At 62.1% G+C, this 11,721-nt stretch carries 11 protein-coding genes, 2 pseudogenes and 1 riboswitch; of the genes and pseudogenes, 9 read left to right on the top strand and 4 right to left on the bottom strand.

Annotated elements, in window-relative coordinates; genetic code table 11:
* A pseudogene (locus tag BLR85_RS30120) lies at positions 1 to 117 on the top strand (IS110 family transposase); the annotation flags it as partial.
* 416 nt (positions 118 to 533) lie between these two features.
* Here the strand turns inward: BLR85_RS30120 and BLR85_RS30645 are convergent.
* Positions 534 to 824, bottom strand: coding sequence for a c-type cytochrome (locus BLR85_RS30645; protein WP_425284512.1), 291 nt, complete (start codon positions 822 to 824; stop codon positions 534 to 536).
* Positions 825 to 1,493: 669 nt separating this feature from the next.
* Between BLR85_RS30645 and BLR85_RS26285 the strand changes: the two genes are divergently transcribed.
* Positions 1,494 to 3,761: a copper-transporting P-type ATPase gene (locus BLR85_RS26285; protein ID WP_170844786.1), complete on the top strand. Its 2,268-nt coding sequence runs from the start codon at positions 1,494 to 1,496 to the stop codon at positions 3,759 to 3,761.
* Between the two features lie 29 nt (positions 3,762 to 3,790).
* Here the strand turns inward: BLR85_RS26285 and BLR85_RS26280 are convergent, their stop codons facing one another.
* The 3 genes from BLR85_RS26280 to BLR85_RS26270 all read right to left on the bottom strand — a co-directional run bounded on the left by BLR85_RS26280 (position 3,791) and on the right by BLR85_RS26270 (position 6,201).
* Complete coding sequence (locus tag BLR85_RS26280) at positions 3,791 to 4,474, bottom strand: CbtA family protein (protein WP_093164388.1); 684 nt, start codon at positions 4,472 to 4,474, stop codon at positions 3,791 to 3,793.
* Between the two features lie 3 nt (positions 4,475 to 4,477).
* Positions 4,478 to 4,654, bottom strand: coding sequence for a CbtB domain-containing protein (locus BLR85_RS26275; protein ID WP_170844784.1), 177 nt, complete (start codon positions 4,652 to 4,654; stop codon positions 4,478 to 4,480).
* 34 nt (positions 4,655 to 4,688) lie between these two features.
* A riboswitch (cobalamin riboswitch) is annotated at positions 4,689 to 4,909 on the bottom strand.
* A gap of 620 nt (positions 4,910 to 5,529) precedes the next feature.
* The gene (locus tag BLR85_RS26270) at positions 5,530 to 6,201 is read right to left on the bottom strand and encodes an EF-hand domain-containing protein (protein ID WP_244520885.1); all 672 of its coding nucleotides are present in this window, start codon (positions 6,199 to 6,201) and stop codon (positions 5,530 to 5,532) included.
* A 173-nt stretch (positions 6,202 to 6,374) separates the two neighbouring features.
* Between BLR85_RS26270 and BLR85_RS26265 the strand changes: the two genes are divergently transcribed.
* From BLR85_RS26265 to BLR85_RS26235, 7 genes and pseudogenes are all read left to right on the top strand, one after another.
* On the top strand, positions 6,375 to 7,097 hold the full coding sequence (locus BLR85_RS26265) for a response regulator (protein WP_093164386.1): 723 nt from the start codon (positions 6,375 to 6,377) through the stop codon (positions 7,095 to 7,097).
* Positions 7,094 to 8,476 carry an ATP-binding protein gene (locus tag BLR85_RS26260; RefSeq protein WP_093164384.1) on the top strand — a complete coding sequence of 461 codons (1,383 nt, stop codon included), beginning with the start codon at positions 7,094 to 7,096 and terminating at the stop codon, positions 8,474 to 8,476. Before BLR85_RS26265 ends, BLR85_RS26260 begins: the two co-directional genes overlap by 4 nt.
* 76 nt (positions 8,477 to 8,552) lie before the next feature.
* Positions 8,553 to 8,882 carry a hypothetical protein gene (locus BLR85_RS26255; protein WP_093164382.1) on the top strand — a complete coding sequence of 110 codons (330 nt, stop codon included), beginning with the start codon at positions 8,553 to 8,555 and terminating at the stop codon, positions 8,880 to 8,882.
* A gap of 86 nt (positions 8,883 to 8,968) precedes the next feature.
* Positions 8,969 to 9,886 (top strand): WD40/YVTN/BNR-like repeat-containing protein, encoded by a 918-nt coding sequence (locus BLR85_RS26250; RefSeq protein ID WP_139188565.1) that lies wholly within the window; start codon positions 8,969 to 8,971, stop codon positions 9,884 to 9,886.
* A gap of 32 nt (positions 9,887 to 9,918) precedes the next feature.
* Positions 9,919 to 10,338, top strand: coding sequence for a DUF411 domain-containing protein (locus BLR85_RS26245; RefSeq protein WP_093164392.1), 420 nt, complete (start codon positions 9,919 to 9,921; stop codon positions 10,336 to 10,338).
* Positions 10,339 to 10,390: 52 nt separating this feature from the next.
* The gene (locus BLR85_RS26240; RefSeq protein ID WP_244520884.1) at positions 10,391 to 10,843 is read left to right on the top strand and encodes a c-type cytochrome; all 453 of its coding nucleotides are present in this window, start codon (positions 10,391 to 10,393) and stop codon (positions 10,841 to 10,843) included.
* A 611-nt stretch (positions 10,844 to 11,454) separates the two neighbouring features.
* Positions 11,455 to 11,721: pseudogene (locus tag BLR85_RS26235) on the top strand (IS110 family transposase); the annotation flags it as partial.

Here is an 11,721-nt window from a genome sequence, read left to right as displayed (position 1 = left end):
AAAGTGCTCGCCGAGAAACCCTTCAGGCTCGCTACTGTAGCCATGGCCAACAAGTCCGCCCGGATCATCTGGGCAATACTGACAAAACGAGAAGAATACCGGCAGCCAATCGCCTGATGCTGCCAAGAGATGCAAGACGCTTGATGTGATGATGCGAAATGAAGTCAACCAAAAGTAAGGACACTCCGTCGAACGGCATGGCCCTCGAGGTCGTTAAGCCGATTGGAACCTTACTTGCGGAACTCATCAAGGCCAGTGGCAACCGCCACACTAACAGGCCGGACACACGACTGTACTGACAGACCATCGCGACCACAGAAATCTCTTGCAATGCAGGAGCCATCCACACAGGCCATTTTCGGTTCAAAAGCGCTGCTGCACTGCAGTTCGTCATTCCGGACTTTCGTTGCCTGGATTGCAACCTATGAGGTTCGGGCGTTGTAGAGCGCTCTTGAGTGATGTGGACTCGTTGTCCGAAGGCTTCTCTCTGGTCATGTCTGCGGCAGTTTCAAACACGATTCGCTTCGTTGATGTCAATTTCCCAGTTGCATTTGTTCTGCCTCGGTTCGTGTCGCTTGAATTTCGCGGATCCGATCTGGCCATTTGGATTCTATGTAGGAGATGATGTTCCATATTTCCTGGTCGCTCAGGTTGTCGCCAAATCCTGGCATGCCGCTCTCGGACTCCACACCTTGTTGCGCCAGCGCCTCGGCGCCCCCGAGCTTGGTATAGGTGAATAGCAGCGCGTCCCCATGATGCCAGGTATAACCAGTATGGTCGTGCGGTGGGGCGGCGCCGGACCATCCTCGCCAGAGGACTGCCAATCAGTCTGGCCTTCGAGCTCGGCACCATGACAGGAAGCGCAATTTTCTCGATGGAGCGTTCCGCCGGCGGCGATATCGACTTCCTGAGGTTGGCGGAGAGGTTCCGATGCGTCAGCAACGAGTAGACTTGGAACGGTGCCAACCGAGATTGAACTTGCTACGGAAAACGTCAATACGAACGACAGGCCGTTACCTTCAAAACGTTTCGTTATGTTCATCAATGCTCCCCGCAACGGCGGCTCCTGCGTCGGAAACGAACCCGCCTGGTGTTTCAAACTTCATTGGCGACAACCGCGCCCATTTCGCGGGAAATTTCATGGCTTTGATATCCCGTTGAATCCGGACTTCCTTGGCCGCCAAATGGCAGTGCAAGACCTTCCTGCGTTGGAGGGTCAACCGAGTGGGCGTAACGAAAAGGTGAATTCGCGATGCTTGAGCTTCCATCTGCTGGAAGGTCCAGATTAAACATCAAGCGGTTAGACGCGTTCCTTTCGCAAGAATGCAGGAGAGTGCTGCGCACCAAGCATGTCGGCGCTCCAGTTCGGTAAGCCACAGGCCCGGCAAGTCGCATGTTGCAGCACGAGGAGCGCGTCCGGGCGGCCAAGCGCACACACAGGAGGTTGCCAGATGGAAGCGCTCAAGGAACAGGCGAACGGATATGTTTGCCCGATGCATCCCGAGATTCGGCAAGCGACGCCAGGAAAATGTCCTAAATGCGGAATGGTGCTGGCACCTGATGGGACGGAAGCTGATGAGCACGGCCACGGTGCCGACGTTTCACACGACAGTTTCGACATAGTACCGAAAGATAATGCCGGCCCCGTCTATACATGCCCGATGCATCCTCAGGTCCGGCAGACCTCACCGGGCTCCTGTCCGATCTGCGGCATGGGACTGGAACTTGAAACAGCCACGGTGGAAGAAACCGGCCCGAACCCGGAGCTTGTCGATTTCACCCAACGTTTCTGGGTTGGCGCCGTATTGTCCGTGCCGCTTCTGGTACTGGCGATGGGACCGATGGTCGGGCTTGGCGGTATCCGGGCAGCGCTTGGCGAGCGCGCTGCGCTGTGGGCCGAGTTTGCGCTCGGGACCCCCGTCGTGTTCTGGAGCGGCTGGCCGTTCCTTGTGCGTGGCTGGAATTCCTTCCGCTCGATGAACCTGAACATGTTCTCGCTGATCGCCATGGGCGTCTCGGCGGCCTGGATCTTCAGCACCGTGGCCGTGCTGGCGCCTGGCATCTTTCCCGAAGGGTTTCGGGATGCCGAGGGGCATGTCGCTGTCTATTTCGAGGCCGCTGCGGTGATCGTCGTGCTAGTTCTGCTGGGTCAGTTGATGGAGTTGCGCGCGCGTGAAGGGACAGGCAAGGCGATCCGGGCGCTGCTCGACATGGCGGCCAAGACGGCGCGCATCATCCGGGACGACGGCAGCGAAGAGGAAATTCCGCTGGAAGAGATCCAGGTCGGGGACCGGATTCGTGTTCGCCCCGGCGACAAGGTGCCGGTGGACGGAAAGGTTGTCGATGGACGCTCGTCGGTTGACGAGAGCATGATCAGCGGCGAGCCGGTCCCGGTGGAGAAGATCGAGGGAGACCCGGTGACGGGAGCAACGATCAACGGAACCGGAAGCCTGATCATCGAGGCGGAGCATGTGGGCGCCGACACGGTCCTGAGCCAGATCGTCGATATGGTGGCGCAGGCCCAACGCAGCCGCGCGCCGATCCAGAAATATGCCGACAAGGTATCGGGCTGGTTTGTTCCCGCAGTGATCGGTGTGGCCATTCTGGCCTTCATCGGCTGGGCCATCTGGGGTCCGGCGCCGGCGCTCTCATATGCGCTGATCGCCGCCGTCTCCGTTCTCATCATCGCCTGCCCATGCGCGCTCGGGCTGGCCACGCCGATGTCGATCATGACCGCCACCGGACGCGGGGCGCAGGCTGGCGTGCTGATCAAAAACGCCGAAGCGCTCGAGCGGTTCGAAAAGGTCGACACGCTGATCGTGGACAAGACCGGAACCCTGACCGAGGGCAAGCCCCGGCTGGTCGGGATCTATCCCGAGGAGAGACATGACGAGACCGAACTCCTTCGCCTCGCGGCTTCCCTCGAACGCGGTTCCGAACATCCGCTGGCCGAGGCTATCGTGCGTGGTGCTGAGGATCGCGACGTGGATCTGGCCGATGCCGCCGATTTCGAGGCGGTCACGGGCATGGGCGTGAAGGGCACGGTCGACGGGCGGCCGGTCGCGCTTGGGAACGCCCGGATGATCGAGGAACTTGGACTGGACGCCGGAGGAGCCTCGGAAATGGCGGATGTCCGACGCGACGAGGGCGAGACGGTGATGTTCGTCGTGATCGACGGCGCGGTCGCCGGGCTGGTCAGTGTCGCCGACCCGGTGAAAGAAACGACGCCCGACGCGCTCCGGACGCTCCATGAGCTAGGCTTCCGCATCATCATGGCCACTGGCGACAACGAGCGGACGGCGAAGGCGGTCGCAGGCCGGCTGGGGATCGACGAAATCCGCGCCGAGGTCCTGCCGAAGGACAAGGCGGCGATCATCCGCGAGCTTCAGAACTCCGGGCGCAAGGTTACGATGGCCGGCGATGGGGTGAACGACGCGCCCGCGCTGGCGCAGGCCGATGTAGGCATTGCGATGGGCACCGGAGCCGACGTGGCGATCGAGAGCGCGGGGTTTACCCTGGCGAAGGGCAATCTCGACGGCATCGTGCGGGCGCGGCGTCTCGCGCACGCAACGATGCGCAACATCCGCCAGAACCTTTTCTTCGCGCTGATCTACAACGCGGTGGGAGTGCCCATCGCAGCAGGCATCCTGTTCCCGTTCCTCGGAATCCTGATCAGCCCGATGTTTGCCGCCTTCGCGATGAGCGCCTCATCGATATCGGTCGTTCTGAACTCGCTCCGGCTCAGGAAGGTGGAGATCTGATCTCGGTCTTTCGGGAGGTTTTGCCCGACTCAAACGGAGCTTTCCGCAGAGTGTTTTCGGAGCCAAGCAAGGGTTGCACCGAGAACGGTCCAACCGGCCAGCCCGGCGCCGAGGGCCCGGCTGGCGAACAGCGCCGCAAGTTCCTGCGGCACCGGTCCTTCGAAATGTTCGGGCTGCGGCGCGCCGATTACGTGCGGGGCGAGCAGAAGAACGATAGCGGCCAATGCGTGCCAATTGCTTCGGCCGAAGGCCAGAAGCCAAAGGGCTACGGCGGTGACGGCTACAGTCGCGTACCACCAGATCTGCCGTTGCGAGAGGTCGATATGCGCAGCCCCCGGCACTTCAGGCGGCAGGGAGAACGCGGGCGCAAGTTGCGCCGCCACGAAGCCGCAAACGCCCCAGATCGCCCCGGCCCGAGGTGAGATGGACGTCTCGCCCTCCGTTGCCAGCGACATCGCGGCCGTCAGCAGCAGCCCGTATCCGGCAAAGATCAGCATGGAGAAGAGCAGGCTCAACCCGTCTCGCGCCGGGTCTATCCCGCTCCATTCCCATCGAGCCGAAACGGCCTCCGCCCCACGATGTACGAGCGCACCAGTCTCGTAGAGCTCGGCGTGGAGCAGCACAGGCTGCACTAATGCAAGCTGCAGCAGGCCCGTGAACAGGCCTGCTGCAGCCCCAGCGACGATGCCGCTGGTCAGACTTTTCAGGATCATAGGTTAGTGGCAGGCAAAGCCGTTGGCGTGGCGCACATCGTGGGCGGCGGCATGCAATGCCGAGGCCTGGACATTCCCCGCGACGGTGATGAGCCCGAGGCCGAGAATACCGCAAACCAGTATGGCCATGTGGCGTTTTGAGGTGCCGAGAATTGCCTTCTGTTGAAGTGCAGCGATCATGATGTAGCTCCTTTCACTGTCACACCCGACAGTTTCGAGTTTCAATGATCCGGCAGGTCTCCTGGCTCGCGGGTCTCTGTGTGGGCCGGCCTTCCCTGCGCAACGCAAGTGGCATCGTTGGCCCGCACTCTCCGCTCACAGTCGCGGGGGCGGCTTCGGTCAGGACGGCCCGGTATGGGTACCGTCCCTCCGAATTCCCTTTTAGTCTCCCGGCACTTTGTGCCTGACGGGAGAACCGGATCTGAACAGGCTACTTTGAGAAAAGCGTCCGGGCAAGCGTTGAGTAATCCGTTTGCGCAGGCAATGGCATCACTTCATCAGGTACTTTACAAGCGCGAGGATCGCCAGAAGCGTCACGATGATCAGCAAGATCATCCAGATACCGCCAAATCCCATGCCCCAACTGTGACTATATCCATTCATCATCGTCTCGTCCTTTCCTGCCGGTGACGCTTTTCACAGCGAAGCGTTCCATCACTGGATCAGTTTCGCCAGTTCCAGCCGGAACCGCCTCCTAGCCAACGTGGCCAGTTCGTTCCCCGACGCGGCACAATCCGGTATTGCTGCATCATCTGCGGTCCATGGCCTGCGGCCGGGCCCGGCATGCCGGTCCCGTAGGGGCCATATCCTCTTGCGCCGGGCGTCGCCCCGCAGGGCAGAACTGCTATGCCAGTCGTTGCACAAGGCGGGTTTTGCCAACCGTTCCATCCGGGACCCTGTTGATTGCCAGGACCCGGACCGTGGGCCTGTGCAAGCGACGGCGTCGCCAGCGCGGCAACGATCAGCAAGCTGCGTGTCAGGTCGTGAGTCATCCGCTGTCTCCTTTCCTGCGGTGAAGCGCGGTCGGCCCAGGTATAGGCCGACCGTCAATGCAATCAGTTGTTGCCCTCGGACGTGTCGTCGTCACCTTGCAGCCACGGACAATTCTGCCAGAACGCGGCATGTGTGGCCTGCATCTGGGCCATCCAGTCGGCTGGCGCAGCGATCTCCTCCTTGGTCACCTGGCCGTCACCGTCCGCGTCGAGGGCCTGGAAACGGTCCACCATCATCGGGCGGATCGTGCTGCTGTGGAGCGCTTCGAATTCGTCCAGCGAAAGGGTGCCGTCGCCGTTGCTGTCATATTGCGCCAGCGCTGCCTGCATGCCTGCGCGTGCCTCGTCGGGTGTGACCGTTCCGTCACCATCGGCATCGAGATCACCGAAGACGGTGCCCATCATGCCGGGGCCACCGGGACCACCCATCATACCCGGGCCAAACGATCCGCCCATCATGCCCATGCCGGGGGCTCCGCCCATCATACCGGGGCCGCCAAAGCCGCCCATCTGGCTGTGCATTTCCTGCATGTGTTCCATGAAGTCCGGATCACCCATCATGGCCGGCCCCATTCCGCCATAGCCGCCCGGGCCACGCATCATGCCCGGTCCGCCTTGCCAGCCTTGCATCCAACCACCGCCCTGCGGCCCGTGGGCCAGTGCCGGAATGGCGATGGCAGCGCCGACAACGGCGACCGAGGCCAGCGCGACGGCGATCTTTCTTGAGCGTTTCATGACCACGTCTCCTGTGTGTCCTCGTTCGGATGACACCAATCTGGGAGACGCGTGTCGCAGCATGATGCCAATCGGGAAGAGATTTGTATCGGTTTGTCGCAAAATCGGCAGGTTGATACCTTCCGCGACCATATTCCTGCGCAACTCCAGTTTTGATGCGCTAAACGAGGAGCATGACGGACATACCGCATATCCTGATTGTGGATGACCACCGCGAGATCCGCGATGCCGTGAGCCGGTATCTGGAGCGCAACGGCATGCGTGCCAGTACCGCACGGGATGCCGTGGAGATGGACGCGAAGCTGAAGACCGGTCGCTTCGACCTCATCGTGCTCGATGTGATGATGCCCGGCGAGGACGGGATCTCGGTCTGCCGCCGTCTGAGCGCGGATGGCACCGTCCCGATCCTCATGCTGACGGCACTTGGCGAAGAGACCGACCGGATCATCGGGCTGGAGGTAGGCGCGGATGACTATCTGCCCAAACCCTTCAACCCGCGCGAACTGCTGGCCCGGATCAAGGCGATCCTGAGGCGCAGCGGGCGTGCCGAGGCGCATGCCGGCAGCCTAACCAGTCATCGGGTGCATTTCGCGGGCTGGACGCTCGACACTGACCGGCAGGAATTGCGCCATGCCGACGGGCGCGAGGTTCACCTGACCACGGCGGAGTTCCGGCTGCTGACGGTTTTTCTCGAACGGCCACGTTTCGTGCTGAGCCGGGATCAATTGCTCGAACTAACCTCCGGCCGCGCCGCCCATGTCTTCGACCGCACCATTGACAACCAGGTGAGCCGTCTTCGCAGGAAGATCGAGGAAGACCCGGCCCGACCTGGCCTGATCACCACCGTCCGGGGCGGCGGATACAGCTTCGCAACCGACGTGAAGGTTGAGACATGAGGCGGCTTTTCCCTGGATCCCTGCGAGGGCAGTTGCTTCTGCTGATCCTGCTGACCCTTGCGGTGGCACAGGCATTGGTCGCGTGGTTCTTCGCCGACGAGCGCGAGATGGCGCTGCGCACAGCGCTCGGGCAGGAGGCGACCAGCCGTGCGGCGAACGTCGCCCGGCTGATCGACGAGGCCCCCGAGGACCTTCATGCCTCGATCCTGCGGGCGGCCGACTCCCCGCTTGTGCGTTTTTCGCTGGCCCTGACCCCGGCCGTCGATCACGCGGGCCATGGCACCGAGCTGTTGGCGGGCCAGATCGCTGCGCAGATCGGGGCGACACCTTTGCCGGAGGTCCGCCTGGAGTTGCATCAGGCAGACGACCAGCCTCCGCCGATGCCCGGCATGCCCGGCCAAATGGCCCAGATGCACCGGGCCATGCAGCCTGTTCCGATTTCTTCGGTGGAGATGAAGATTTCCATCGCGATGGCGAATGGTTCATGGCTCAACGTCCTGACCCGTTTCCATCGCCCGCCTTATCAACTTGCCTGGACGGCAGTCGCGACCTTCGGGGTTTCGGCGATCCTGATCGGCGCCACCGTCTGGATTGCCTTGGGGCAGCTGACGGGTCCCCTTCGGGGATTGGCCCGGTCGGCGGAGGAATTCGGACGAGGCGCCGAGGCTCGGGCCATCACGCCCTCGGGGCCAGACGAGATGCGCAGCCTGACCGTCGCCTTCAACCAGATGCAGGAACGAATCCGGCGCTTCGTCGACGACCGAACACGGCTGCTCGCGGCGCTGAGCCACGATCTGCGCTCGCCGTTGACGGCCCTGCGCGTCCGCGCCGAGATGGTTGAGGAGGACGAGACCCGAGAACGGATCATCGCGACGACCGAAGAAATGCAGGAAATGGTCGAGAGCACGCTCGCCTTCGCGCGCGGCGTCTCGAATTCCGAACCCGTCGAGACGGTCGATCTTGCGGAACTTGTCGCCGCGTTGGTTGCCGACATGGACGCACCCGCGGATGTGGTGAAACTCCATGCCTCATCCGGTTCGATCCCGGTGCGGCTCCGCCAGACATCGATGCGCCGCACCCTGAGAAACCTGATCGAGAACGCCGTCCGCTATGGGGGACAGGCTGATATTCGCGTCTGGCGCGACGGGGAGTCCGCACGTGTCGCCGTTGAAGATCGCGGACCGGGGATTCCCGAGGATCAACTGGAGCATGTCTTCGATCCCTTCGTCCGGCTCGAAACGTCACGATCCCGGGACACCGGCGGAACGGGTCTGGGGCTGTCAATCGCCCGAACGATCGTGCAGTCGCATGGCGGCGACATCTCGCTTGAAAACCGGGAGGGCGGCGGGCTGAAAGCTACAGTAACATTGCCGGTCTAATGACAAGTCTCCAGTCACGGCGAATTGCATCCATGACGCATCGACAATTCCGCATCGGACAGAGAAACTCCCGGCCATGACGCGCCTGCTCAACCTGTTCTGCATCGGTTTGCTCACCGCTTTCCTTTTGGGGTCGGTGGCACAGGCAGCGTCCTTCGGCGCGATGGCTGCAGTGATGGACACCGTACATTCCGAAGCGATGACTGCCTGCGACGGCTGCGACGACATGGAGAACGGCACTGGTTATGTCGGCGATTGCGTGTCGCTCGTTTTAGCAGTCCTTCCGAGCATCGGCATAGCAACCGATGCTAAGAAAGTGACTGAACAGGAGAACCGCCGCGCAGTCATGCCGGGGCGGTCAGACCCACCAGCGACTTCACCACCTCGATCCCAATTTCCGAACTGACTCTCCGCGCCGGGCTCCGGCGCAGCTGACGGGAACGATACCGCGGGCCTTCCGGCCAATGCGGCCCCAATTTCGGAAAAGCGAAAATGACCATATCAATGACAGACGGGATCTCCCGGCGCACCTTCCTCGGTGCAGCCACGGGAGCCTGGATCGTGGGGTCGGCGCGTCCGCTCTTCGCGACGACTACCCTTCGAACCGGCGCACTCGCCTTCGCAGGCGGCACCGTCCATGCCGCCGGATACAGCCTTCTGCGGAGCGAGGACGGCGGTGCCACATGGCGCGAAAGCATCGGGCCGGACCGGCGGCTTACGGCTTTGACCGTCCACCCGGAGCGCCCAGACCGCGTGATCGCTGCGCTTGAAGGCGGCGGGTTGGCCGTGTCCGAATACGGTGGCGAAAGCTGGCGCAAGGCCGGGACGGGTCTTCCCGGTGCAACCATCGACGCGCTCGCAACAGCCGCGCAGCAGGCCGATACACTCTACGCTGCCATCGCGGGCGACGGGTTGTGGCGGAGTGAGGATGCCGGCGAGAGCTGGGAGTTCGTCATGGATCGCCCCTTCCTCGCCGAGGCAGAGCGGGATGTGCTGTCGCTCGCCGCGGTCGACCTCGCAAGCGGCATGGGTGGTATCTGGCTCTATGCGGGAACCACCGCCGGTCTGCAGCGCTTGCCCGACTGTTTCTGCCGATGGCAGGACGTGCAGCCCGGAAACGCGCTCGACGCACTGATCGAAGGTGGCGAAGCCCCTGAAATGGCACCGCTGCCTGCTGGAGAACCGGTTGAAGAACCGGTTCGCGCGCTGGTATCTCCAGCAGTCGCGCCCGGCGCGCTCTACGCGGCCCTGTCCTCCGGCATCTGGACAACGACCGACGCCGGCGTGGTTTGGCGAAAGGTAAACACGCTCGACGCGATCGCCCTCGCGGTCGACCCATCCGATCCCCTTGCACTCGTCGCAGCAACGGAAAATGGCCTTACCTATAGCCGCGATGGCGGCGAAACCTAGTCCGAAAGCACGATCCTCTGATGGAGATCCCCATGAAGAAACTCGCACTCACACTCGCACTCCTCGCCGCGACCCCGGCTTTTGCCGGTGAAGCCATCACCGTCTTTCGCGACCCAAGCTGCGGCTGCTGCTCGGCCTGGGCGGAGTATATGCAAGAGAAGGGCTACGACGTAACGATTGTCGAGGAAACCGATGTGGCCGCGCGGGCAATCGCCGCCGGTGTGCCGGAGCGCGGCCTGTCATGCCACCACGCCGAGGTCGGCGGCTATGGCGTCCATGGGCATATCCCGGCCGAGATCATCGACCGGCTGCTCGCCGAAAGACCGGCGATAACGGGCCTCGTGCTGCCGGGCATGCCGCAGAACTCACCGGGCATGTCGCCGGACAAGGTTGGTACCCTGAAGGTGTATTCCTATGCGCCCGAGGGCGTCGCAGTCTACTCGAATGAGTAGGCCGTGCAAACTGGGCGGAACATTCCGGAGGAACTTGCTTCGAGGTGTAGTCTTGACGCTTCACCTCTCCATCGCCGCGGCGGCGCTTTCGAGCGCAGCCATTGCCGAAACCACCGAATTGCGCTCTCTCGGCGAACCCGTGTCTCCCGACCAGATCCAGACCGGGGAGGCGCTCTATGCCGAGAATTGCACGAGTTGTCACGGCGAGAATCGGGAGGGGCAGCCAAACTGGCGGCGGCGGCTGGAAACCGGTCGAATGCCCGCACCTCCACAAGACGGAACGGGGCACACGTACACCCATTCCGATGCAGACCTCTTCGCCATGACAAAGTTCGGCATCGGCGCAGTGGTACCCGGCTACGAAAGCGACATGCCTGCCTTCGAAGGCGTTCTCGCAGACCCGGAGATTCCCGCAATCCTGGCTTTCCTGAAGGCAAATTGGCCGGAGGGGAAACGGCGGTACCAGGCAGCCCTGCCGTCGATGACGCCTTTGCCCGATGGTTGATATCGAGCATTCAAAACCACAACTGCTGCCTGCAGCAGAAATTTCTGCGGGCGGCTACATGATCCGGCTGCGCATTGAACCCTGAAATTCAATCAATCGGCGATGCTAAGGCGGGGCTTTCGCCATCTTGATCGGATGCAGTTCCAGACACGAAGTCTTCGGATTTTCGCCTGAGGGCATTGCGCCCGCCATCGAACGGATTTCTGACGAAGCAGCTTCAACAGCTGGAGCGTCAAGTTGAACAAATTGCAAGACGCAGGGGACTCGGACTACGACAAAGAGCTAAGAATAGCTGCAGTAGTCCGTCTAACGAGGACCAACGTCCGCTTTCTTGGTAAGGTGCCTATGGTTACGCAGTCGCCGCTAAATTCCGCTTTCCGCCCTTCTTGACCGATGCCGCGAAGGCGTCGTCTCCTATTTCTCCATCGCAGCGAACGGCCGCTAGGTCGGCAAGGTCGCCAGCTTGGGCTTCGCCAGTTCAACTCGTGGGCAAGTTCCACCATAGAGGTCCGGAACCTGCGCAAAGCGGATGAGGTGGATGGCTCCTGCTCCACCGGCATCGAACGTGCCAAAGTGCAGTTGTCATCGACTGCGAGGAAAGGAGCCATCCAATGACAGTAAAGACGGTGGGCCTGGATTTGGCCAAGGACGTTTTTCAGGTGCACTGCGTTTCGGCTACCGGGCGTAAGATCATCAACAAGAAAATCAAACGCGCGAAGCTGCTCGCCTTCTTCGAGACATTGCCACGCTGTGTGGTTGGAATGGAGGCTTGCGGTTCAGCCCATCACTGGGGTCGCGAACTGCGCAAGCTTGGCCATGATGTTCGGCTCATGCCGGCGGCCTATGTCAAACCTTATGTGAAGCGCGGCAAGACGGAC

This window comes from Aliiruegeria lutimaris, assembly GCF_900099935.1.
GTDB classification, from domain to species: Bacteria; Pseudomonadota; Alphaproteobacteria; order Rhodobacterales; family Rhodobacteraceae; genus Tropicimonas; species Tropicimonas lutimaris.
Note: the sequence above shows the minus strand (reverse complement) of the source record. Positions and strands in the feature narration are given on the sequence as shown.

What these genes read in the sequence shown, in the direction of transcription:
- BLR85_RS26285 (WP_170844786.1), top strand. Translation starts at nt 1,494, where the DNA reads ATGCATCCCGAGATTCGGCAAGCGACGCCAGGAAAATGTCCTAAATGC.
- BLR85_RS26280 (WP_093164388.1), bottom strand. Translation starts at nt 4,474, where the DNA reads ATGATCCTGAAAAGTCTGACCAGCGGCATCGTCGCTGGGGCTGCAGCA.
- BLR85_RS26275 (WP_170844784.1), bottom strand. Translation starts at nt 4,654, where the DNA reads ATGATCGCTGCACTTCAACAGAAGGCAATTCTCGGCACCTCAAAACGC.
- BLR85_RS26270 (WP_244520885.1), bottom strand. Translation starts at nt 6,201, where the DNA reads ATGAAACGCTCAAGAAAGATCGCCGTCGCGCTGGCCTCGGTCGCCGTT.
- BLR85_RS26265 (WP_093164386.1), top strand. Translation starts at nt 6,375, where the DNA reads ATGACGGACATACCGCATATCCTGATTGTGGATGACCACCGCGAGATC.
- BLR85_RS26260 (WP_093164384.1), top strand. Translation starts at nt 7,094, where the DNA reads ATGAGGCGGCTTTTCCCTGGATCCCTGCGAGGGCAGTTGCTTCTGCTG.
- BLR85_RS26255 (WP_093164382.1), top strand. Translation starts at nt 8,553, where the DNA reads ATGACGCGCCTGCTCAACCTGTTCTGCATCGGTTTGCTCACCGCTTTC.
- BLR85_RS26250 (WP_139188565.1), top strand. Translation starts at nt 8,969, where the DNA reads ATGACCATATCAATGACAGACGGGATCTCCCGGCGCACCTTCCTCGGT.
- BLR85_RS26245 (WP_093164392.1), top strand. Translation starts at nt 9,919, where the DNA reads ATGAAGAAACTCGCACTCACACTCGCACTCCTCGCCGCGACCCCGGCT.